A 21,984-nucleotide genomic window follows, 5' to 3' on the forward strand; every position below is an offset into this window, starting at 1 on the left:
TTGAAACCGGAAAGTTCCGCTTTCCGGTTTTTTCTCGCCCGGCGCGCCTGCTGGTTTTTCTTGACAGGCGAGTTAGCATTTGCTAACTCTCGCTTATCCCAAGGAGAAACCCGTGCCGAACGCGCCAAGCTTTTTAATCGAAATTCAGGACCCGCCCGCCAAAAAGGCGATCATGCTGGCGGCTCTCGATCTGTTCGTGGAACGCGGCATCGAAGGTACCAGCATCCGCGATGTGGCGGAAAAGGCGGGCTATTCGAACCCCGCCCTTTACAAGCATTTCGCCAGCAAGGAAGAGCTCGCCTTCGCGCTTTTCGAGCGCTGCTACGGGGAAATGAGCGCCTGGCTCGACCGCACCCTAGCCGATACGGATGGACCTTTCGCCGAACGCTTTGAAAAACTCATCGCAGCCTATACCGGGCTCCTCGATAAATGCCCGGAAGCCTCGATTTATGTGAACGAGAACCTCGCCGCCTTCTGGCCGCAAATGCCCGCGGCCCAAAAAAAGCGCACGCTCATTACCCGTTACCGGGAAATCCTGGCGGCAGGACGCAAGGAAGGCGCGGTCACGACCGAACACGAGGAAGAACTGCTCATCGTCCTTGTCGCCGGCACACTCGCGCAGTTCTCCCGCATGATTTATCTGGGTGGGCTGGCCCGGCCCGCCGGTAAATGGACAAAGCCTTTATCGAAACTCTTGCTTCGCTCCTTGAGCTGAGCCTCGTATCCCTCGCGTCTCTTTTTATTTGGTCCATGAGTTAGCATTTGCTCACCAACACCGCAGGAGGAACCCATGAATGCAATCGGACACGGCATCACCGCCATCGTGCTGAAAAAGGCTTTTCCAGAAGCCAATCTCGGCTGGCTTCTCGTTTCCACCGAAGCTGTGGAGATCGCCTTTGTCGGCTTCAACATTGCCGGCATCGAACGCACGGAAATCGCTGTGCCTTTCAACAGCGTGATGGACATGCATCTCGTGCACATGCCCTGGTCGCATTCGGTGCTGGCGGGGTTCTTCTTTGCCGGGCTCTTTTATGCCGCCGCGCTTTATTTCACGAAGAACCCGCGCATCGGCCTGGCGCTGGCGCTCGGCGTCTTCTCCCACACGCTGCTCGACCTTGCCACCCATGCGCCCGACATGGCGCTCGCCCCGCTCATTGACGGGCCGATGCTCGGCACCGGCCTTTACGGTTCTCACCCGCAATGGGCCTTTGCCGTCGAAATCGCTTATGCGCTTTTTTGCTGGTGGATCGCACAAGGCAATTGGAAGCTCTTTGCGCTCATCGTGATCGGCAATCTCATCTCGATCACCTCTTACTTTCCGAGCCTTGAGGGATCGGAAAACCTGCTCGCGGAGAACCCGGCCATCTTTCCCTATTTCGTGCTGGGGCAGATCGTCATCTTTCTCAGCCTGATCTGGCTTTTCGGGCGCAGCCCGCGCGGGAAGAAAGCCGTTCCGGTCTGACGCGCATCCGGGCGGGCAGGTTTACTCCTGCTCGTCCGGCTCCAGGCTCCCGCGTTCGGAAATCGCGCGCACCTCGCGCAAAATCGCATCGGTACGCATTAGCGGCAGGATTTCGTTGATGAGGCGGATGCCAGCGGCGGCAAGGCGGGCGGCGTCTTTCTGGTCGTAACGGTCACCGAGATTGTGGTAGAAGGTCGCCACTTCATCATCGACCAGAAACTTGATGAACTCGGCATAGCGCTGCCAGCTGCGCGCGCCGTAACTGATATCGTCCGTATAACCGGCCGCGCGCACTTCGTCCCAAAGCTGCAGAAGCCGCGCATTGCGGTGATCGATCCAGCGCACCCCCTCGCGCATCTCGACATGAATGAGCCCCATATCGATATATTCCTCGATATCGGCATCCGGCACGTTAAGGCTCGCGGAGACTTCCGAAAGCGGGCGTTCCTTCAAGCCTTCCGGATCGGAGAGGAGCGGGTAAAGCGCTTCTTCCAGCCCGATCAAGGGCTCCACCTGCCCGCCCCGGCGCTGTTCCTGGGCATGGATGACATGCTTGATGACGGAGAGCGGCAGAAAGCGTTCCTGCTGGAGCTGTTTGATGAGCTTCAGCCGTTCCACATGTTCGGTGCCGTAGCGCGCGACATTGCGCTTCGGGCGCTCCGGTTCCGGCAAAAGCCCCTCGCGGATATAGAAGCGGATCGTCTCCCGGCCCACACCCGCTGCCTGCTCCAGCTCCTTCATCTTCATCGTTACGCATACCTTTTCAGAAGAACCGGCCCAGTTTAGGCGATTTTGGCGCAAAGGCCGATAGGCCGGTCAAAAAAGAGCCCCGCCCGGCGGGCCGGACGGGGCTGCTCGTCTTTTGCAAAATACCTTAAGCGACGCCGAGGCTTTGCAGGAACTCGTCCTTAAGCTGACGCTTGAGGATCTTGCCATTGGCATTGCGCGGCAGGGGCTCGGTGCGCAGCTCGATCTTCACCGGCACCTTGAAGGCGGCAATATGCTCGCCCACAAAGGCGCGCAGCTTTTCTTCCGTCACCTTGGCGCCCGGCTTGATCTGCACGATCGCGCCGACCTCTTCGCCCAGCACCTTGTGGGGAATGCCCACCACAGCAGCGTCCATCACGTCTTCATGCGCATAAAGGGCGTCTTCCACTTCCACGCAATAAACGTTCTCGCCGCCGCGGATCAGCATGTCCTTGGCGCGGTCGAGAATGAAGATGAAACCTTCCTCATCCACCCGCACCAGATCGCCCGTATGCAGCCAGCCATCGGTAATGGATTCAGCCGTCGCCTCGGGCTTGTTCCAATAGCCGCTGACGACATTCGGACCCTTGATCCAAAGCTCGCCCACTTCATTGGGGCCAAGCTCCTTGCCTTCCGCATCCACGACCTTGATGTCGCACACGGGAATGGCAGGCCCGGCGCTGTTCGGCCGGTTGACGTAATCTTCCGCCGAGTTCTGGCTCGTCACGGAAGAGGTTTCGGTGAGCCCGTAGCCATTACCGGGCTGCACCTGGGGAAACTCTTCCTTGATGCGGGTGACAAGCTCGGGCGCAGAAGGCGCGCCGCCATAGGAGATGCTTTCCACGGACGAAAGATCGTAGTCCTTGAAATGCGGATGCTCGAGCACCTGCCAGACCATGGCCGGCACGCCGCCGAACGCTTTGATCTTTTCTTCCTGGATCAGCTGCATGGCTTTCAGCGGATCCCATTTATACATCATCACCAGCTTGCCGCCGCCGAAGGTCGTGCCGCACAAAATGGCGTGGCAGCCCGTGGCATGAAAAAGCGGCACGGAGATCAGCGTCGAGGGCTTCGGGCCATCCGGGTCCGGCGGCTGCGGGATCTCGCCCCGGCGCATCATCGAGCGCGCGGTGCCGATCGCAAGCGAAAGCAGGTTGCCGCAAATATTGCGGTGCGTGCCGAGCGCGCCCTTCGGTTTGCCGGTGGTGCCGGATGTATAGAAGATCGTCGCATTGTCTTCCGGCTCAAGCTCGACATCGGGCATTTTCGTGTCGGGCAGATCGGCGTAAGCCCCGTAAGGCGCAACCACTTCTTCCCAATCATCGCCGCCGGCCAGATCGCCGACGCCGCGCACCACCAGAAGCCCGCCGAGATCGAGGTTCTTCAGATGCGGCTTGATGCTTTCCAGCCGCTCACCGTCGACCACCGCCAGCTTGGCGCCGGAATCGGACAGACCGTATTCCAGCTCTTCGCCGGTCCACCAGGAATTGAGCGGGACGACGATGGCGCCGACAGCAGCGGCCGCCCAGAACGCGATCACCCACTCAGGATAATTGCGCATGGCGATGGCGACGCGGTCGCCTTTTTCGATGCCGTATTTGTTCTGCAGCGCCTGGGCGAGCTTGGCCACCGCCCGGTAATGCGCTTCGAAGGTGACGCGCTCGCCTTCATAGACGAGAAAATCCAGATTGCCGTGCCCGCGGCTCACTTCGAGCACTTCACGCAGGCTTTTGGGCGCATTTTTCCAGACCCGCATCTTCACGCCGCGGATCTCTTTTTCTTCCATCTCAAGCGGCGAGCCCTCGCCGGTCAGCAGCGCGTGGGCATCGGCAATCGACATGGCAGGCCACGGCGCGGAATTGGCGGCCGTTTCACTCATGGGGAAACTCCCTGCAACAGTTTGATTATTGGTATAGGCCGGTTTATCCGGCTCGGTTTGGCCGGATTACACATCGAAAGCCCGCCGAGGCCAAGCCCAAACGGGTCAAAATCGGTGAAAAACCATGCGTTTTTTGGCCGCGCCTTGCCTCCCAGCCCGCCCCGGGGGGCTTTAGGTGGGAAATGGCGGCATCTCGCCCCATTCGGAAGGCCCGTACATTTCCTCAGCCTCTTTCGCAGCCTTTTTGTAGGCCTTGCGTGAGCGGTAAGGGCCGAATTTCGGGTATTTTTTGGGATCGGCGGGCACTATCTTGCCGCCGGATTTAGGCAGCACCTGCAGATATTCCCCCTCCAGCCCGATCAGCGGAATGGGCGCGTTCCGGCGTGAAAAGACCCGGCGCATAGTGGCCGACTGTTCATGAAAGGCGAGATACTCGCCCTCGTCCACATCGGTGAGCGTGTCGTAAGCCTCGATAAACTCCTTCACATAGGTCTTGTCCACCGCCTCGATATTGGAGATGACCCAGCAGCGGTCCTCGAAGGTCCAGTAATAGGCAAGCCCTGCAAACTCCCCGTCCTTGGTGAAATAGGGATAGAAGGGAAAAGCCCGGCAGGCGAGCAGGCGATTGTCGCGCTCGCAATATTTCGCGCCGTTGCACACGATGGCGACGCAAGTCTCTTCTATCTCCGCCACTTCCTTTTTCGCATGCGCGTCTTTGGGCTTGTAGCGCTTCCACATATCGGTGCGCTTCTTCATCACCTTCCATTCGGGCGGCGAGGCGGCGGGAATGGCGTGCTCGTGATCGCAGCACACGGGCTGGCCGCCATTCAGCGGCGCGCAATATTTGCCGCAATCATGCGCTTTGGAAATCGGCGCGCCAAAATTCTCATAGATCGTCTGATAATGCTTCTTCTTGGCGCCCATAATGTGGCGAGCCTCCCATAGAGCCGCTGATAACGTGCTGCAAATCAAGCCAGTGCCGCGCCTGACAGGATGGGCGTAACAGCGCATCAGGTAAAGAGCAAGTGCGGCTGCGGCGAAGAAAGATTGCCGGTCGGAACCGGCCGCGCATTGGCCTTCGCGCACGTCCTGCGTATGCTGGCCCGCCCGCATAAAAGCCCGCATATAAATAAAGGACACTCCGCTCATGTATCCGCCCCGGCGTATCGTCTGCCTGACCGAGGAAACCGTCGAAGCGCTTTATCTGATGGGCGAGGACGCGCGCATTGTCGGCGTCTCGGGCTATGCCGTGCGCCCGCCGCAAGTGCGCCGGGAAAAGCCGCGCGTCGCCGCTTTCACCTCCGCCAAGATCGACAAGATACTGGAACTTGAACCCGATCTCGTACTCACCTTCTCCGATTTGCAGGCGGAGATCGTCGCCGATCTCGTGAAAGCGGGCATTGCCGTCCATGCATTCAATCAGCGCGACATTGCCGGCATCTTCGACATGCTGCGTATGCTGGGCGGCCTGATCGGCGAGCCGGAAAAAGCCGAAGCGCTCTGCACGCGCCTTGAGACGCGGCTTGCCGAGGTTCGCGCCGCTTCCGCAAAACTTCCCCGCCGCCCGAAAGTCTATTTCGAGGAATGGGACGAGCCCATGATCACCGGCATCGGCTGGGTGTCGGAGCTGATCGGCATTGCAGGGGGCGAGGAATGTTTCCCCCAACTCGTTAAAGAGCCTTCCGCTTCAAACCGCATCATCACCCATGCCGATCTCCTTGCCGCCGACCCGGATATTTTTATCGGCTCCTGGTGCGGCAAGAAGTTTCAGCCCGAGGCGGTGCGCGCCAGACCCGGCTATGAAGCCTTGACAGCAGTGCGGACGGGCGCCCTCCATGAAGTCAAATCCACCATCATCCTGCAGCCCGGCCCCGCCGCACTCACCGATGGCCTTGAAGCGCTTGCGGGCATTATCCATGACTGGGCCGCCGCCCAAGCAGCCTGAGGAGCGGCCTGAGAGAACAATTTGAGGGCCTTCTGACGGCAGCCGGGCGCTTTCGCCGCACCGGCTCATTGTTCGCTCACGCGGACTTTCCTTGCATAGTGAGAGTGAGTAGCAATATTAATGGTGCAAACAACAACGCGGCAGCTCGAAGGGCTGCGGCGCCAAGGGATGTGTGAACCATGTCGGACACCTCGACCACCCCGGAAGGTCATGTCACGCTCGCCGAGATGCGCTACGGCGAAAAGGGCCGCATTGCCAGCATTGCCAGCCATGCAGCGGGGGGCGCTGAAAATGATGAGAGCCTGGCCGCCCGCCTGCTCGAGCTTGGCATTATGGAAGGGGCGGAAATCGAGGCCCTGCACCGCTCGCCTTTTGGCGGCGATCCCATGTCGGTGAAAGTCGACCGCACCATCATCGCCCTGCGCCGCGCCGATGCCGGCACCATCATCATCGAACGCCTGAACGGAAACTAATATGAACTCGGCTCTGCGTCTCGCGCTGGTCGGCAATCCGAATGCCGGCAAATCCGCTCTTTTCAATGCTCTGACCGGCAGCCGCCAGAAGACCGGCAACTATCCGGGCACAACCGTGGAGCGCCGCGCCGGGCGCTTTCAAACGCAGCACGGGCTGGAAGTGAATGTCGTCGATCTGCCGGGCACCTATTCACTCTCCGCGACCAGCCCCGATCAGGTCGTCACCCGCGAAGTGGTGCTGGGTCAGCGCGACAGCGAGCCTCTGCCGGATGTCATTTTATGCGTGGTCGATGCCACGAACCTGAAACTCCATCTGCGTCTCGTTCTTGAGTTGAAACAGCTCGGCCGGCCCATGCTGATTGCCCTCAACATGATCGACCTGGCCACCCGCGATAAGATCGATATCGATGTAGAGGCACTGGAAAGCGCGCTCGGCATTCCCGTCATTCCGACCGTCGCCGTGCGCCGCTCGGGCGTGAAGGAACTCAGCGTCGAGCTGTCGAACCACCTCAATGACCTCGTCGAGGAAGCCGCCAAGACGGGCCCCGCTCCCGCCTGGCAGCCGCAGGACCTGAAATCTCTGCAAAAAGAAGCCGGCCGCATCGCCAAAGTGGCCACGCGCTCCGAAGGCATCGAGCATTTGATGACGCGCCGTCTCGATGCGGTGTTCCTGCATAAGATCGCCGGCCCCATCATTCTCTTTGCCATGCTTTTCGTCATGTTCCAGGCCGTCTTCGCCTGGGCCGAAACGCCGATGGAATGGATCGATATGGGCATCGGCGCATTGTCCGACTGGCTCACCGCCAGCCTGCCGGACAATGCCTTGCGCAGCCTGCTTGTCGACGGGGTGATCGCGGGCGTTGGCTCGGTCGTCGTCTTCCTGCCGCAGATCCTTATTCTCTTTGCTTTCATTCTGGCGCTGGAAGCCTCGGGCTATATGGCCCGCGGCGCCTTCCTGATGGACCGGATCATGGCAAGTGTCGGGCTCAATGGCCGCGCCTTCATTCCGCTGCTTTCCAGCTTTGCCTGCGCCATTCCCGGCATCATGGCAACACGCACCATCGACAATCCGCGCGACCGCCTGACCACCATCATGATCGCCCCGCTCATGACCTGTTCGGCGCGCATACCGGTCTATACGCTGCTCATCGCCGCTTTCATCCCCAACCAGGCCGTGGGCGGCATCTTCAATCTGCAAGGGGTCGTGCTTTTCGCGCTTTATCTGGCGGGCATCGTCAGCGCGCTCATCGTTGCCGGTGTCCTGAAGCGCACCGTCACGAAAGGCGCCTCCCAGTCGCTGCTCATGGAACTGCCGAAATATCAGCTCCCCAATCTGCGCGACCTGGTACTCGGCCTTTACGAGCGCGTGAAAATCTTCATGGCGCGGGCGGGTAAATTCATCCTGACCACCATGATCGTGCTCTGGGTGCTGGCTTCCTACCCCGCCGCGCCTGCCGATGCCGCCTTGCCGGATATCTATTATTCCTATGCCGGGCAGATCGGCCGGGTGCTGGAAATTCTCTTCGCGCCCATCGGCTTTACCTGGGAGATCGCAATCTCGCTCGTACCCGGCATGGCCGCGCGGGAAGTCTTTGTCGGCGCGCTCGGCACGGTCTACGCGCTCTCGGGCAGTGAAGACCAGATCGCCACGAGCCTCGTCTCCCGCCTGCAAAACGCCTGGTCGCTGCCCACCGCCCTTGCCGTCATGGCCTGGTACGTCTATGCGCCGCAATGCCTCGCCACCCTCGCCGTCGCCAAGCGCGAGACGAACTCCTGGGGCTGGATGTTCTTCATGGCCGGCTATCTGACCGCCATTGCCTATCTGGCGGCAGGCATCACCTATTGGACCGCCACCGCGATCATCGGATAAGCCATAAAAATCAAGCGCTTACGGGATTAGTATGCGCTTTCTAGACTTCCTGTCCTAAACCTGCGGCCAACGGAAAGGGCGCCCCCCCAACCTGGTGCGCCAGGCGGGGCCCGAGGGCCCCGGCCCTTTCCCCCAATGGACAGGAGAGTGACCATGGCGAAGAAAACCGAAACCCGCGAACTTTTCGCAACCCTTCCCGCCGCCCGCACGCTGTGGCTGGCAAGCCTCGGCTTCTACGGCCGCCTTTATGACGAAGCGCTGAAGCGCGCCGAACAGCCCCGCGAACGTGCCCAGACCCTCATCAGCGGTTTCGTGGCCAAAGGCGAGGAAGTGGAAAAAGAAACCCGCTCCACGCTGACCCGCGCCCAGAAGGAAGCAGCGGACAACCTGAAAGCCGCCCGCACCCAGGTGCAGTCCACAGTGGAAGAACGCATCGCCAAGCTGCGCGACGCGCTGCCGGTTCCCCAGCTTCCTGCCAATGTCTTCCCGGCCAATGCCCGGATCAAGGAACTGGAAGCGGAAGTCGATGCCCTGACCCGCAAAGTCAACGCGCTGAACGCCAAGAAGGCCGCCGCCAAAACGGCTGCGAAGCCGGCCGCTCCCAAAGCTGCCGCCAAGCCGCGCACCGCTAAAAAGGCTGCGTGAGTCCTCCCTGACGCAAGCTGAAACTGGCCCCGGCCTTACAAAGTCCGGGGCCTTTTTTTAAGCCGTTTATTGTGCACTGCACCTTAAGTTACCAGGGCCCTTACAGGTCCTCGCGTGTTTTTCACTTCTATTTACTGGCGATTATGCGTTCTACTTAATCCCGGAGGAGCGCCGCCCCGGCGGCCAGCGACCGGAATACCGGCGCAAGTGAGGAGGGATAATCTATGGCGAACACGGATCATAACCTTGGCAAGAAGGCCGACGAGAACACCATTGCCATGAGCCCGCTGGTGGGCCTGCCGCGCGAAGAGCTGCTGGCGGCCATCGGCACCGTGCTGAAGGAAACGGCCCGCCACCCGATAAATTTCGCCCGCCATGCCGGCACGTTCGGCAAAGATGTCGTCGATATCGTGCGCGGGAAATCCGAGCTCGGCCCGGAGCCGAAGGACAAGCGCTTCAAGGACCCGACCTGGGCCTTCAACCCGGTCTACCGCGCCGGCATGCAAAGCTGGATGGCGCTGCAAAAAGGCCTCAACAATTGGGTGGACGATCTGGAGCTTGCCGAGCTTGAGCGCGCCCGCGCCCAGATCGTGCTCAATATGATCACCGATGCCCTCTCCCCCACCAACTCGCTGATCGGCAATCCGGCCGCCCTCAAACGCGCCTACGAAACGGGCGGGCTTTCCCTCGTCAAAGGCCTGAAAAACGCCTATGGCGACATCGTCCATAATGGCGGCATGCCCTCTCAGGTCGACAAACGCCCCTTCAAAGTGGGCGAGAACCTTGCCTTGAGCGAAGGCGCCGTCGTCTACCGCACGGAAATGGCCGAGCTCATTCAATATAAGCCACAGACGCCGGAAGTTTATGAAATCCCGGTCTTCATGGTGCCGCCCCAGATCAACAAATTCTATGTCTCCGATCTGTGCCCGGAACTCTCGCTGGTGAATTACCTCACCCAGCTCGGCCATCAGGTCTTCATCATTTCCTGGCGCAATCCGACGAAGGAACACGCTCATTGGGGCTTGGCCGATTACATCCGCACCGTGACGGAGCTTTCCGACGTCGCGATGAAAATCACCGGCCAGAAGAAACTCAACGTCACCGGCGCCTGCTCCGGCGGCATCACGGTTTCGACATTGCTCTCAAACCTTGCCGCGGAAAATGACGAGCGCGTGAACACCGTGACCCTGCAGGTCTGCGTCCTCGATCCGCGCCGCACGGACAGCGAAATGGGCTCGCTCGTCAACAAACGCGGGCTGGAACTGGCGCGCAAACGCTCGGCCAAAAAAGGCGTTCTGGAGGGCAGCGATCTGGCGCGCATGTTCGCCTGGCTGCGCCCCAACGACCTCGTCTGGAACTACGTGGTCAACAATTATCTGCTCGGCGAAGACCCGCCCGCGTTCAATATTTTGTTCTGGAACAACGATTCTACCAATCTTACCGCTGCGCTGCATTCGGACTATCTGGCACTATATGAAAGACAGCCTTTTGCGAATCAGGGAACGGTTGATTTCATGGGGAACAAGATCGATCTGCGCAAAGTCAAAGCCGACACCTTCATCGTTGCCGGCATGACCGATCACATCACCCCCTGGAAAGCCTGTTACCGCACGACCCATCTGATGGGCGGCAATGTGAAGTTCGTTCTGTCCGCAGGCGGACATATTCAGGCGCTTCTCAACCCGCCGCTGAATCCGAAGGCGAAGTTTTATTGGAACGAACAGAATCCGGACAATCCGGAAGAATGGCTAGCAGGCGCAAGCGAGAAGAAAGGCTCCTGGTGGGACGAATGGGCGGTTTGGCTTTCCGAACGCTCCGGCGCCCCCAAGCCCGCGCCCAAGAAACTGGGGAACCGTAAATATCCCCCGATCGAGGCAGCGCCCGGCAGCTATGTGTTCGAATAGAAAAGGATGAGTATATGCCGGTAGGCAAAACCCCGTCTCATACGCCGCATCTGCCGAAGATGCGCTATCCGACCATCGGCGGACAAAAACTGCGCGTGGCGATCTGGGAAGGATCGGGGCGGGCCCGGCCAATTCTCTTCTTCAACGGCATCGGCGCCAATCTGGAACTGGCAGCGCCTTTGGGCGAGGCCTTTACCGACCGCGACGTCATCACCTTCGACATGCCCGGCATCGGCAAATCGCCGGCCCCGCGCTGGCCTTACCGGGCCTGGCAGGCCGCGCGGCTCGCCCGCAAGGTGCTCGATGAATATGGCTATGACGAAGTGGACGTGCTCGGCGTTTCCTGGGGCGGGGCAATGGCGCAGCAATTTGCCATGCAGTACCGCGCCCGTGTCGGCAAGCTGATGCTGGCGGCAACATCCGCGGGCATGGTGATGGTGCCGGGCAAACCCAAAGCGCTTTCCAAGCTTGCCCATCCGCGCCGCTATCTCGATCCTGCCTATTTGATGCGCAATTTCGAGCAGCTTTACGGCGATGATCCCAACATGGCCGAAACGCACGCGATCAGCATTTTGCCGCCCACCGCGCGCGGCTACATGTTCCAGCTTCTTGCCATGGCGGGCTGGACCTCCGTGCCGTTCCTGCCCTTCCTGCCGCATCCGACACTGATCATGATGGGCGACAGGGACAATATCGTGCCGCTCGCCAACGGGCATATTCTCAAGACGCTTATTCCTCAGTCCCGCCTGCACGTCGTTAAAGGCGGCGGGCACCTTTTCCTCGTCAGCCGGGCCGATGAAATCATCCCCGTGATGCAGGATTTCCTGGACACGCCCGAGGAATTCGAAGGGGCTGGGGCGCCTGCGCTCTAACCCTGCGCATTCATCTTCAAAGGAGGCCTTCATGCCGCGACAGAAAACCCCCGTGGACCGCGCCAGCGAACTTGCCCGCCGCATCTGGCTTGCCGGTGTCGGCGCTTACGGCCAGGCATATGATGAAGCCCAGGAACAGATGTCACGGGTGAACGAGGAAACCAGCAAAGTTTTCGACGAACTGGTCAATCGCGGCGAAACGCTGGAAAAGAAACTGGCCCCTGCGCGCGAGCGCATGAGCCAGCAATCGGACAAGGCGATCGCCTCCCTCGAAGAACGCCTTGAAAAGATGCGCGCCATGTTCGGCATGAGCGGCAACGACCCCGACCTTGCCCGCAAGGTGGATACGCTGACCGCAAAGGTCGATGCGCTTTCCGCCAAGCTCGATGCGCTGGCCGCAGCGGGCGCAAAAAAGCCGGCAGCGAAAAAAGCAGCAGCAAAAAAACCTGCCGCGAAGAAAAAAGCGCCCGCCAAGAAAGCCACGGCGAAGAAGAAAACCGCCGCGAAGAAACGCTGATGCGAAGCGGGGAAGCTGAAGCGGCATGAAAACCCGCGACCGGATTCTCAAATCGGCGCTCGTCCTTTTCAATGAAGAGGGCGAGCCTTCCGTTTCCACCGTCGATATCGCCAATGAAGTCGGCATCAGCCCCGGCAATCTATATTATCATTTCCGCGGCAAGGAAGTGTTGATCGAAGCGCTTTTCGATTCGTTCGAAGAAGAGATGCACATCGTCCTGGAAGCGCCCGTCGCCAAGCCCCTATCGGTCGAGGACAACTGGCTCTATCTCTATGTGGTCTTCGAAGAGATCTACGATTTCCGCTTCTTCTACCGCAACCTCTCCGATCTCTTGCAGCGTTATCCCCAGCTTGCCCGCAGGTTCCGCGATCTTCTCTCCTTGAAGGAACGCGCGCTCGGTGCCTTGCTGCGCGAGCTGGCGGGCCGCGATTTCATTCATTTGGGCGAGGCCGAGCACGTCCACCTTGCCGAACGGCTGACGCTCTTCATGACTTACTGGATGAACGACCGGGCCGTGCGCCATCCGGAAGAAGACGGACCGGACCTCATCCATCGCGGCGTCTTTCAGATGCTGCTCACCATCGGCGCTTATGTGCCGGAAGGACGCGAAGTGTTCCTCACACTGGTGGAAGGCTTTTATGCCGATATTGCCGCCAAAAAACGCCGCTGAGCCGCAGGCTGCCCTTCCTTTTCAACATTACGAAGTTTTAATCCCCTCTTCATGCAGCCGCGCGGCCTGCCTGGTTAGTATGAGGAGCGGGCACAATTTCGTGAGTGAACGGCCCGCAGCGCGCCGCCATTTGCGCCGCGCTGGCAGTCGGCAAAGACTCAACCACCCGGTTTGAGGGGGATCAGACTGCGAAAGAGAAAGGAGAAACCGGGACCAAATTGGAGGAATAAGCCATGAAAAAGAGCATTGCTCTGGCTTCGGTGCTTGTCGCCGGCTCGCTTGCCGGAACGGCGGCAGCCAAAGTGCCCGAAGCGCAAACGAACCGGCTTGGCAACGATTTGACGCCGATTGGGGCGGAGAAGGCCGGTAATGGCGGGGACATTCCCGCCTGGACGGGCGGGCTGACCAGCGTGCCCGACAGTGTCAAAGGCGAATATCAAGCCGGCAAACTGATGCCCAATCCCTTCGCCAGCGACAAACCCAAAGTCGAAATCACCCCGGCCAATATGGGCCAGTATTCGGATAAGCTGACGGAAGGCTATAAAGCGCTTCTGACGACCTATCCCGATTACAAGATGAAGGTCTATCAGACCCGCCGCTCCTGCGCGTATCCCGAATTCGTCTATGAGGCGACGAAGCGCAACTCGCAGGTCGCGGACCTGACGCCAGGCGGTAACGGCGTCTCGAAAGGGATCATGGGTTTCCCGTTCCCCATTCCCAATAACGCGCTGGAAGTGATCTGGAACCACACGCTGCGCTATCGCGGCTTCAAGCTGACCCGTGAATTCACGGCAGCGCCGGTGACGCGTTCGGGCGAGTACGAGCTCATCACCGTGCAGGACGAAGCCATCTTGCAATGGTCCGACCCGAAGAAGAACGCGGCTGAAGAGCTGGACAATATCTCGCTCTACTACATCGCCAATACCGTGGCGCCTGCCCGTTCCGCCGGCAGCGTGATCCTCGTGCATGAAACGCTGAACCGCGCCATCGAGGACCGCAAAGCCTGGCAATATTCACCCGGCACCCGCCGCGTGCGCCGCGCACCCAACATCGCCTATGACAATCCGGGCACCAATTCCGATGGGCTTTCCACCTCGGACAGCTTCGACGGCTATAACGGCGCTCCGGATCGATACAACTGGAAGGTGATCGGCAAGTCGGAAAAATTCGTTGCCGCGAATTCCTATGATGCGACGCTTGCGAGCTACGATCAGCTGATCAAGCCGCTGCATCTCAATCAGGATTACGTGCGCTACGAGAACCACCGTGTCTGGACCATCGAGGCGACGCTGAAAGAAGGTACCCGCCACGTCTATTCGCGCCGGGTGAAACATCTGGACGAAGACAGCTGGACCATGACAGGCGCCGAGCTTTACGACGGCCGCGGCGAGCTGTGGCGCGTGCAGGAACTGCATGGCCGCCAATCCTATGCCGTGCCGCTCTGCAACAAGGGCGCGGAGATCGTCTACGACCTGCAGGCCGGCCGTTACCTCGCTCTGGCGCTGCAGAACGAAGGCCAGCCGATCAATTATGCGGCCGACGAACTGGATGTCGACCGCTACACCCCGGCTGCGATTCGCCGCCTCGGTGTGCGCTAATAACAACAAGCTTCTCACAATGGCTTGAAGCCGGCTCCCTGCGGGGAGCCGGCTTTTTTGCTAAGGCTTTCAATTCACTGAGAGTCCCGATCATCTTAGAGCAAATTATCTTAAGACAGATGATCGGCGAAAACCGGCGGCGCGGACCTTACAAACATTTAATGAAAGGTAACTCTGAAAGAAGGGTAACGTCCTTGTGGAAATGGGTCTCGGATATTCAAGGGGGAGGCCCGCGCCAGAAGACAGATAAAACGGGCAGAAGAACAGCGTGTGCTGACACTCCTCTTCCCTTCGGTCTGCGGCGATAATCACGGAGGGAACAATGAAAATGAGAAAGAGCGTAGCCTTGGTATCCGCCTTGGTCGCCGGCACGGTCGCCGGATCGGCTCTGGCCAAGGTGCCCGAGGCTCAGGTCAACCGCCTCGGCGCCGACCTGACGCCCATGGGCTCGGAAAAAGCAGGTAATGGCGGGGCGATCCCGGCATGGACCGGCGGCCTGTCCAGCGTCCCGGCAAGCGTCCAGGGCGAATACTCGGCCGACAAACTGCTGCCGAACCCGTTCAAGGGCGATGCGGTTCAGTTCGAAGTCACCGCTGGCAACATGGCGCAGTATGACGGGCAGCTGACGGAAGGCTATAAAGCCATGCTGTCGACCTACCCGACCTACAAGATGAAGGTCTATCAGACCCGCCGTTCTTGTGCCTTCCCGGAATTCGTTTACGAAGCCAACAAGCGCAATGCGCAGGTTTCCGAACTGACCCCGGGCGGTAACGGTGTGTCCGAAGGGATCATGGGGTCTCCTTTCCCGATCCCCAACAACGCGCTGGAAATCATCTGGAACCACACGCTGCGTTACCGCGCCTTCAAACTCACGCGTGAGTTCACGGCAGCGCCGGTGACCCGTTCGGGTGAATACGAACTCCAGACGGTGCAGGACGAGGCGATCATTCAGTGGTCGGACCCGGCCAAGAAGCGCGCCGAAGAGCTGGACAATATCTCGCTCTATTACATCGCCAACACCGTGGCTCCGGCCCGTTCGGCGGGTAGCGTGATCCTGGTGCACGAAACGCTGAACCGTGCCCTTGAAGACCGCAAAGCCTGGCAGTATTCGCCCGGTACGCGCCGTGTGCGCCGTGCCCCGAACATTGCTTACGACAACCCGGGCACCAACTCCGACGGTCTGTCCACCTCGGACAGCTTTGACGGCTACAATGGCGCTCCGGACCGTTATGACTGGACGGTTCTCGGCAAGTCCGAGAAATTCGTTGCGGCCAATGCCTACGACGCTTCGCTGGTCAACTACTCCGACTACCTGAAGCCCCTGCACCTCAACCAGGACCATGTCCGCTATGAGCTGCACCGGGTCTGGAGCATCGAGGCCAATCTTCGCCCCGGCACGCGCCACGTTTACTCGCGCCGCGTGACCCATCTGGACGAAGACAGCTGGACGATCACCAACGCAGAACTCTATGACGGCCGCGGCGAGCTGTGGCGCGTTCAGGAACTGCATGGCCGTCAGGACTACGGCGTGCCGCTCTGCAACAAAGGCGCGGAAATCGTCTATGACCTGCAGGCCGGCCGTTACCTCGCTCTGGCTCTGCAGAACGAAGGTCAGCCGATCAACTACGGCGCCGAAGAACTGGATGTGAACCGGTACACGCCGGCCGCTATCCGCCAGCTCGGCGTGCGTTAATCGACCAGCCTCTCCGGAGGCAAAAGGAAGGCCGGTGCATTCCGCACCGGCCTTTTCTTTTGGGTAAATCCCAAATGCTCAGCTTCTTGCGGCCTTTGCGCCATCCGCCTCTTCCGGCCGGAAGAAAAGCCCAAGTTGCAGGCTATGAGCGATGCGCTTGGCCTTTTCGGTAAAGACAGCTCCCGCCTCGGGCCCCGCAACGTCGTGAGCGGCCTCCTCGAAAAGCGCAAGCCAATGAGCGAAATGCTCGGGCCTGATGCTTTTTACCTTCATATGCGCCACCATCGGCTTGCCGTGATAGCGCCCGCTCATCAGCATGACCGATGACCAGAAGTCGCACATTTTCGCCAGATGCGGCCCCCAGTTCTCATCCGGCCCGATGGCGCGCGTAAAGATCGGCCCCAGCACCTCATCCGCCCGGATCCGCCGGTAAAATTCATGCACGAGATCATGTATCATGGCCTCGGTAACGGCCCCGGCCTGGGGAGAAGGGGAAACACGCATCGGCGCACCTTTAAGAAGTATTTTGGATACTCATTATCTGATAACGATAGCCCCGGCTTCAATGGGTAAAAACACCGGCGAATGCGGCGAAACGTCTCCCTTTCTGCCGCGTTTATGACGGTGAAGCGAAATCCTCGCCCCCTCCCTGCTTTCCCCTTTGTACCGGCGGCGAACTAAGCTAGATGGGGCACGGGCAACGCCAAAAAACCTTGCCACAGGACCTTGAAGGATCGGCCGGATATGACGGAAAAACTGACACTGGGCTGGGAAGAATGGGCAAGCCTGCCTCGCCTCGGCCTGCCAGCCATCAAAGCCAAGATCGACACGGGCGCGCGCACCTCCTCGCTCCACGCCTTTGCCGTCGAACCCTTCGGCTCCCCCGACCGGCCCCGGGTGCGTTTCGGCCTGCATCCCATTCCCAACCGGCCGGAAGTGGAAATTTATTGCTCGGCGCGCGTCATCGACCGGCGGGAAATCACCAGTTCCAACGGCGAAGCGGAAATGCGCTATATCATCGAAACGCCGGTCAATATCGGCGGGCGCGAATGGCCCATCGAAATCTCGCTCACCAACCGCGAATCCATGCAATACCGCATGCTGATCGGCCGCCACGCTTTGATGAAGGAAGATGCGGTGGAGCCGCGCCGTTCCTTCATTCAGGGCGAGCTTTCCTACGATGTTTACAAACCGCAAGCCTCAAAGCCGGAAGTCCAGCGCTCGCTGCGCATCGCCATTCTGACGCGCGAGCCGGAAAACTATTCCACCCAGCGCCTGATCGAAGCGGCCACGGCGCGCGACCATGTGGTCGAGCTGATCGACACGCGCCGCTGCTACATGAATATCAACGCGTTCTCGCCGGAGGTTTATTACGACGGTAAGCCGCTGCCCCGCTTCGACGCGGTAATCCCGCGCATCGGCGCCTCGCTTACCTCATACGGCATGGCGGTCGTGCGCCAGTTCGAAGCGCTCGGCACCTATTGCGTCAACACCTCCACTTCGATCGGCAATTCGCGCGATAAATTGCTGGCGCATCAATTGCTCGCCAAGCACGGCATCGGTATGCCCACGACCGCCTTTGCCTCCTCGCCGAAGGATTCGGACAATCTCATCGAGCTGGTCGGCCAGACACCCATCATCATCAAGCTCTTGGAAAGCACGCAAGGACGCGGTGTCGTTCTGGCCGAAACGAAAAAGGCTGCTCAATCCGTGATCGGCGCTTTCCGCAATCTCAACGCCAACTTCCTGGTGCAGGAATTCGTCAAAGAAGCCGAGGGCGTCGACATCCGCTGCCTGGTGGTGGACGGCAAGGTCGTCGCCTCCATGCGCCGGGAAGCTCAGACCGGTGATTTCCGCTCCAACTTGCACCGGGGCGGCTCGGCCCGCTCCGTGCGGATCACCAAGCAGGAGCGCGATGCGGCCATCCGCGCCGCCAAGATCCTCGGCCTTGAGGTCGCGGGCGTTGATCTCCTGCGCTCCAACTCGGGCCCGAAAGTGCTCGAGGTCAATTCCTCCCCCGGCCTGCAGGGGATCGAATCCGTCTCCAACAAGGACATCGCCGATCTCATCGTCCAGCATATCGAGCGGCGGGCCCATCCCATCGTGCGCCGGCGCACCGGCCGGCGGGCCGCAGCAGACTGATCGATATTTAGGGTGAAAACCCAAATCGCTTGACAGACGCGACGTCAATCCGCCATAACTGACAAAATGTCATAACTGGAGGATGAGACCCGTGAACGCACCGGCCTATTTCGACGCGCCTGCAACCCCCGTCAGCCCCGATGTGGAAACCCTGATCATCGGCACCGGCTTTGCGGGCCTGTGCATGGCCATTCAGCTGCAAAAGGCGGGACGGCACTCCTTCATGCTGCTTGAAAAGGCGGAAGATGTCGGCGGCACCTGGCGGGAGAATACCTATCCCGGCTGCGCCTGCGACGTGCCCTCGCATCTTTACTCCTTCTCCTTCGAGCCCAACCCGGATTGGAGCCGGATGTATTCGCCGCAGCCGGAAATCCAGCGCTATATCCGCCATTGCACGGAAAAATACGGCCTGCGCCCGCATATCCGATTCAACACGGAAATGAAGCGCTGCGAATTCGACGGCGCAAGCGCGCTTTGGCATGTGCATACCGGCTCGGGCGAGGTCATTACCGCGCGCTATCTCGTCTCCGGCATGGGGCCCTTGCACAAACCCGTTTACCCGAAAATCGCCGGGCTCGAGACCTTCGAACGCAAGAGCTTTCACTCAGCCCATTGGGATCACGATTATGAGCTGACCGGCAAACGCGTCGCAGTAATCGGTACCGGGGCGAGCGCCATTCAGTTCGTGCCGCAAATCGCAGGTAAGGTGGAAGAACTTCATCTTTTCCAGCGCACGCCGCCCTGGGTTCTGCCCAAGGCCGACCGCGACATGAAACCCTGGGAGCAGAAGCTCTTCAAAGCCCTGCCCTTCCTGCAGCGCCTTTTCCGCTCGCAGATTTATCTGCGCATGGAAAGCCGCGCGCTGGGCTTCACCGTCAATCCGAAGCTGATGAACAAGATCGCCGAGATGGGGCGTAAATATATCGCCTCGCAGATCGACGATCCGGCTTTGCGCGAAAAACTGACGCCGGACTATATGCCAGGCTGCAAACGGCTTCTGATTTCCAACGATTACTACGGCGCCCTTAACCGCGCCAATGTGACGGTGGAAACGGACGGCATCGCTGAAATACGCGCCCATTCCATTCTGACCAAGGACGGGCGCGAGATTGAAGTGGATGCAATCATCTTCGGGACGGGCTTTGAAGCCGCCGATCCCATCAATCCCGGCCAGTTCATCGGCCCGGCGGGCGATGACCTGCACGCCCATTGGGAAAAGGACGGGGCAGAGGCCTATTACGGCATTTCCGTCTCAGGCTATCCCAATCTCTTTTTCCTTTCCGGCCCCAATACCGGCCTTGGGCATAATTCGATCATCTTCATGATCGAGGCACAGGTGAATTACATTCTCCAATGCCTGGATGAAACGCAAAAGCGCGGTGCGGATATGCTCGACGTGCGCCAGAACGTGCAGGACACCTTCAACGAAAAACTGCAAAAGGAAATCAAGACGACCGTCTGGTCTTCCGGCTGCACGAGCTGGTATCAGCGCGAAGACGGCAAGAACACAACGCTCTGGCCGAGCTTCACCATGCGCTATTGGCACGAGACGCGCCGCCTCCATGCCAATGATTATGCCTTCGCCAAGGTGCCTGAAAAAGTGATGCTCGCCGCCGACTGATCGGCCAATCGATCACGAAGAAAGCCGTTCCTTGTGAACGGCTTTTTTGTGCCCGCTCTTATCCCGTGAATTATTTATGACAGTCATAAGCTGTTAGGGATCACCGCCTAAACCGGCGCTGTCGGCCAGGACGGATTTACGTCCGCTATAACAGTTCCGGGGTGCATGACGATGCGTATCGACGTCAAGCTGCTGACCGTGATGAGCAGCGTTCTCTTTCTTCTTCTGGCGCTGCTGGCGGGAACCACGCTTCTCTTTCTCGACCGCATAACGACGATGGAAGCGGCGCGCGCCGATGCTCTCGAAGGGTTGAATGCGCGTCTGCGTGCCGAGCTTTTCGATTTACAGGCTGCTTACCGCGCGGTGCCGCAAAAGCTGGAAGCCGATCCACTGAAACTCATGAGCGCCTGGATAAAGGAAACCCATGCATTCCAGGAAGAACAGCATGAGGGCCGCAGCGCGCTTTCCGCCCGCTATAGGGATATCGCCCAGCGGCGGGACTTGCGTTTGGGCCGCCTTGTCATCGAGGAGCTGGAAGGCAGCGTGCGTGTTTCCATGGGGATCTTCGAAGAAGGCCGATACCAGTCTTCGGCGCGCGAATATGCGTTGCAGGGCGCGCTCTTTGCGCAGGTAAAAGCGAAAGCCGAGGAAGTCTCGAATGCCATGGCGGACCCGGCCGCTCTCCAACAAAAAATTGGCATGCTCAATCTTGAAATTGCCGAAGACAGCCTTTCCGCCGAACAGGCCCGGGCGCAAATGTCCACCGCCCTTGCCGACATCGCAGAGGAAGCCAAAAAGGTGAACGGCACCGCCGTGCTGATCCGCTGGCTTTTGATTGCCTCCACACTCATCGTCACTTTTGCCGCAACCGCCGCGGTTTATTTCGCGGCCCGCCATATCGTCACAAAGCCGCTGGTCCAGCTTTCGGCCTGCGCGCAAAAGCTGAGCGCGCGCGAAGAGGCGGATGTGCCGCACACAACCCGGCGCGATGAGATCGGCGCGCTGGCAGCGGCCCTCGATCATTTGAAAAGCGGCAATGAGAAGCGGCGGCTTCTCGAAGCCGAGCAGGAACGGCGCGAGCGCGCGCTGGAAGAAAAAGCAGGCCGCATCGGCGCCATGATCGCCGCTTTCAATGCGGCAGCGGCTGAACGTTTCGATGCCTTGAATGAGGCGGCAGGCACGCTGCACGGAACGGCCGAACGGATGAGCGGCCAGGCGCGCCAATCGGCGGCGCGCACGCGGGAAGCGGAAGCAGCCACGCAAACCTCCCGCAGCGCCGTTGAAAAAGTGGCCGGTGAAACCCGCACGCTCATGGAAGGGGCAGGCCAAATGGAAGGTCAGATCAATACATGCCGGACCCGCTCGGACGAAGCCGTTACCCGCATGGAAGCGGCGGGTGTGAAGGTCGGCACGCTCGGCCGGCTTTCCGAAGAAATCGGAGAGATCGTCACGACTATTGCCGCCATTGCCCATCAGACGAACCTTCTCGCGCTCAACGCGACGATCGAGGCGGAGCGCGCCGGTGAGCGCGGTAAAGGTTTCGCCGTCGTCGCGCGGGAGGTAAAAGACCTTGCGCTTCAAACCCGCCAGGCCACTCAGTCTATTGAAGCTCAAGTCGTCGCAGTGCAAGAAGCGGTGAGCGGCGCCGTGAACGGCATGAGCGGTGTCGGCACCGCGATCACGCAAATCGATGCCGCCCTCGATGCCACACATATTCTCATCGAAGGTCAAAACCGGGCGGCAAGCGGGATCAGCGAATTGATGGCGCAATTGACCGAAACCGCTCACTCCTTGGAGCGCACGGCCATCGAAGCCAAGAACGATGCCGACGCGGCGGGCAGTGAGGCCGCGCGCCTGGAAGATGCCGCCGGAACGCTGACCAGCCAATCGCGCCTTTTGCAGGACGAGACCGAAACCTTCCTTTCGCGCGTCGAGGTGGCGTAAGG

At 59.9% G+C, this 21,984-nt stretch carries 19 protein-coding genes and 1 pseudogene; 16 read left to right on the forward strand and 4 right to left on the reverse strand.

What is annotated here, in order from left to right; genetic code table 11:
- Positions 1-112: 112 nt before the first annotated feature.
- Positions 113-715: a TetR/AcrR family transcriptional regulator gene (locus tag ACOQOT_RS14875; protein WP_420559975.1), complete on the forward strand. Its 603-nt coding sequence runs from the start codon at positions 113-115 to the stop codon at positions 713-715.
- Positions 716-790: 75 nt separating this feature from the next.
- Positions 791-1,462 (forward strand): metal-dependent hydrolase, encoded by a 672-nt coding sequence (locus ACOQOT_RS14880; RefSeq protein WP_420559976.1) that lies wholly within the window; start codon positions 791-793, stop codon positions 1,460-1,462.
- Positions 1,463-1,483: 21 nt separating this feature from the next.
- Here the strand turns inward: ACOQOT_RS14880 and ACOQOT_RS14885 are convergent, their stop codons facing one another.
- From ACOQOT_RS14885 to ACOQOT_RS14895, 3 genes are all read right to left on the reverse strand, one after another.
- Complete coding sequence (locus ACOQOT_RS14885; RefSeq protein ID WP_420559977.1) at positions 1,484-2,209, reverse strand: MerR family transcriptional regulator; 726 nt, start codon at positions 2,207-2,209, stop codon at positions 1,484-1,486.
- A gap of 127 nt (positions 2,210-2,336) precedes the next feature.
- Positions 2,337-4,088, reverse strand: coding sequence for an AMP-binding protein (locus ACOQOT_RS14890; RefSeq protein ID WP_420559978.1), 1,752 nt, complete (start codon positions 4,086-4,088; stop codon positions 2,337-2,339).
- A gap of 171 nt (positions 4,089-4,259) precedes the next feature.
- Complete coding sequence (locus ACOQOT_RS14895) at positions 4,260-5,012, reverse strand: hypothetical protein (RefSeq protein WP_420559979.1); 753 nt, start codon at positions 5,010-5,012, stop codon at positions 4,260-4,262.
- Between the two features lie 223 nt (positions 5,013-5,235).
- Here ACOQOT_RS14895 and ACOQOT_RS14900 point away from each other — a divergent pair, with 223 nt between their 5' ends.
- The 10 genes from ACOQOT_RS14900 to ACOQOT_RS14945 all read left to right on the forward strand — a co-directional run bounded on the left by ACOQOT_RS14900 (position 5,236) and on the right by ACOQOT_RS14945 (position 16,275).
- Entirely contained in the window at positions 5,236-6,033 is a 798-nt protein-coding gene (locus tag ACOQOT_RS14900; protein WP_420559980.1) for a cobalamin-binding protein, read from the forward strand.
- 179 nt (positions 6,034-6,212) lie between these two features.
- Positions 6,213-6,506, forward strand: coding sequence for a FeoA family protein (locus ACOQOT_RS14905; RefSeq protein ID WP_420559981.1), 294 nt, complete (start codon positions 6,213-6,215; stop codon positions 6,504-6,506).
- A 1-nt stretch (position 6,507) separates the two neighbouring features.
- Positions 6,508-8,376, forward strand: a complete 1,869-nt coding sequence (gene feoB, locus ACOQOT_RS14910) for a ferrous iron transport protein B (RefSeq protein ID WP_420559982.1) — start codon at positions 6,508-6,510, stop codon at positions 8,374-8,376.
- A gap of 153 nt (positions 8,377-8,529) precedes the next feature.
- The gene (locus tag ACOQOT_RS14915) at positions 8,530-9,021 is read left to right on the forward strand and encodes a hypothetical protein (protein WP_420559983.1); all 492 of its coding nucleotides are present in this window, start codon (positions 8,530-8,532) and stop codon (positions 9,019-9,021) included.
- 224 nt (positions 9,022-9,245) lie between these two features.
- Entirely contained in the window at positions 9,246-10,925 is a 1,680-nt protein-coding gene (locus ACOQOT_RS14920; protein ID WP_420559984.1) for an alpha/beta fold hydrolase, read from the forward strand.
- Between the two features lie 14 nt (positions 10,926-10,939).
- On the forward strand, positions 10,940-11,797 hold the full coding sequence (locus ACOQOT_RS14925) for an alpha/beta fold hydrolase (protein WP_420559985.1): 858 nt from the start codon (positions 10,940-10,942) through the stop codon (positions 11,795-11,797).
- A gap of 31 nt (positions 11,798-11,828) precedes the next feature.
- Positions 11,829-12,314 (forward strand): phasin family protein, encoded by a 486-nt coding sequence (locus tag ACOQOT_RS14930; RefSeq protein WP_420559986.1) that lies wholly within the window; start codon positions 11,829-11,831, stop codon positions 12,312-12,314.
- 25 nt (positions 12,315-12,339) lie between these two features.
- On the forward strand, positions 12,340-12,984 hold the full coding sequence (locus ACOQOT_RS14935; RefSeq protein WP_420559987.1) for a TetR/AcrR family transcriptional regulator: 645 nt from the start codon (positions 12,340-12,342) through the stop codon (positions 12,982-12,984).
- A gap of 233 nt (positions 12,985-13,217) precedes the next feature.
- Positions 13,218-14,582 (forward strand): DUF1329 domain-containing protein, encoded by a 1,365-nt coding sequence (locus ACOQOT_RS14940; protein ID WP_420559988.1) that lies wholly within the window; start codon positions 13,218-13,220, stop codon positions 14,580-14,582.
- Positions 14,583-14,928: 346 nt separating this feature from the next.
- On the forward strand, positions 14,929-16,275 hold the full coding sequence (locus tag ACOQOT_RS14945) for a DUF1329 domain-containing protein (protein WP_420559989.1): 1,347 nt from the start codon (positions 14,929-14,931) through the stop codon (positions 16,273-16,275).
- Between the two features lie 78 nt (positions 16,276-16,353).
- Here ACOQOT_RS14945 and ACOQOT_RS14950 read toward each other — a convergent pair whose 3' ends face one another.
- Positions 16,354-16,779, reverse strand: a complete 426-nt coding sequence (locus ACOQOT_RS14950; protein WP_420559990.1) for a group III truncated hemoglobin — start codon at positions 16,777-16,779, stop codon at positions 16,354-16,356.
- A gap of 240 nt (positions 16,780-17,019) precedes the next feature.
- Between ACOQOT_RS14950 and ACOQOT_RS14955 the strand changes: the two are divergent.
- The 4 genes and pseudogenes from ACOQOT_RS14955 to ACOQOT_RS14970 all read left to right on the forward strand — a co-directional run.
- Positions 17,020-17,382 (forward strand): annotated as a pseudogene (locus ACOQOT_RS14955) (ATP-dependent zinc protease); the annotation flags it as partial.
- A gap of 117 nt (positions 17,383-17,499) precedes the next feature.
- Complete coding sequence (rimK, locus tag ACOQOT_RS14960; protein WP_420561959.1) at positions 17,500-18,417, forward strand: 30S ribosomal protein S6--L-glutamate ligase; 918 nt, start codon at positions 17,500-17,502, stop codon at positions 18,415-18,417.
- A 91-nt stretch (positions 18,418-18,508) separates the two neighbouring features.
- Positions 18,509-20,038 (forward strand): flavin-containing monooxygenase, encoded by a 1,530-nt coding sequence (locus tag ACOQOT_RS14965; protein ID WP_420559991.1) that lies wholly within the window; start codon positions 18,509-18,511, stop codon positions 20,036-20,038.
- A 171-nt stretch (positions 20,039-20,209) separates the two neighbouring features.
- Positions 20,210-21,982, forward strand: coding sequence for a methyl-accepting chemotaxis protein (locus ACOQOT_RS14970; RefSeq protein WP_420559992.1), 1,773 nt, complete (start codon positions 20,210-20,212; stop codon positions 21,980-21,982).
- The last annotated feature ends 2 nt before the right edge of the window (positions 21,983-21,984 follow it).

The sequence above is a fragment of the Tepidicaulis sp. genome, assembly GCF_965222285.1.
Classification (GTDB): domain Bacteria; phylum Pseudomonadota; class Alphaproteobacteria; order Parvibaculales; family Parvibaculaceae; genus Tepidicaulis.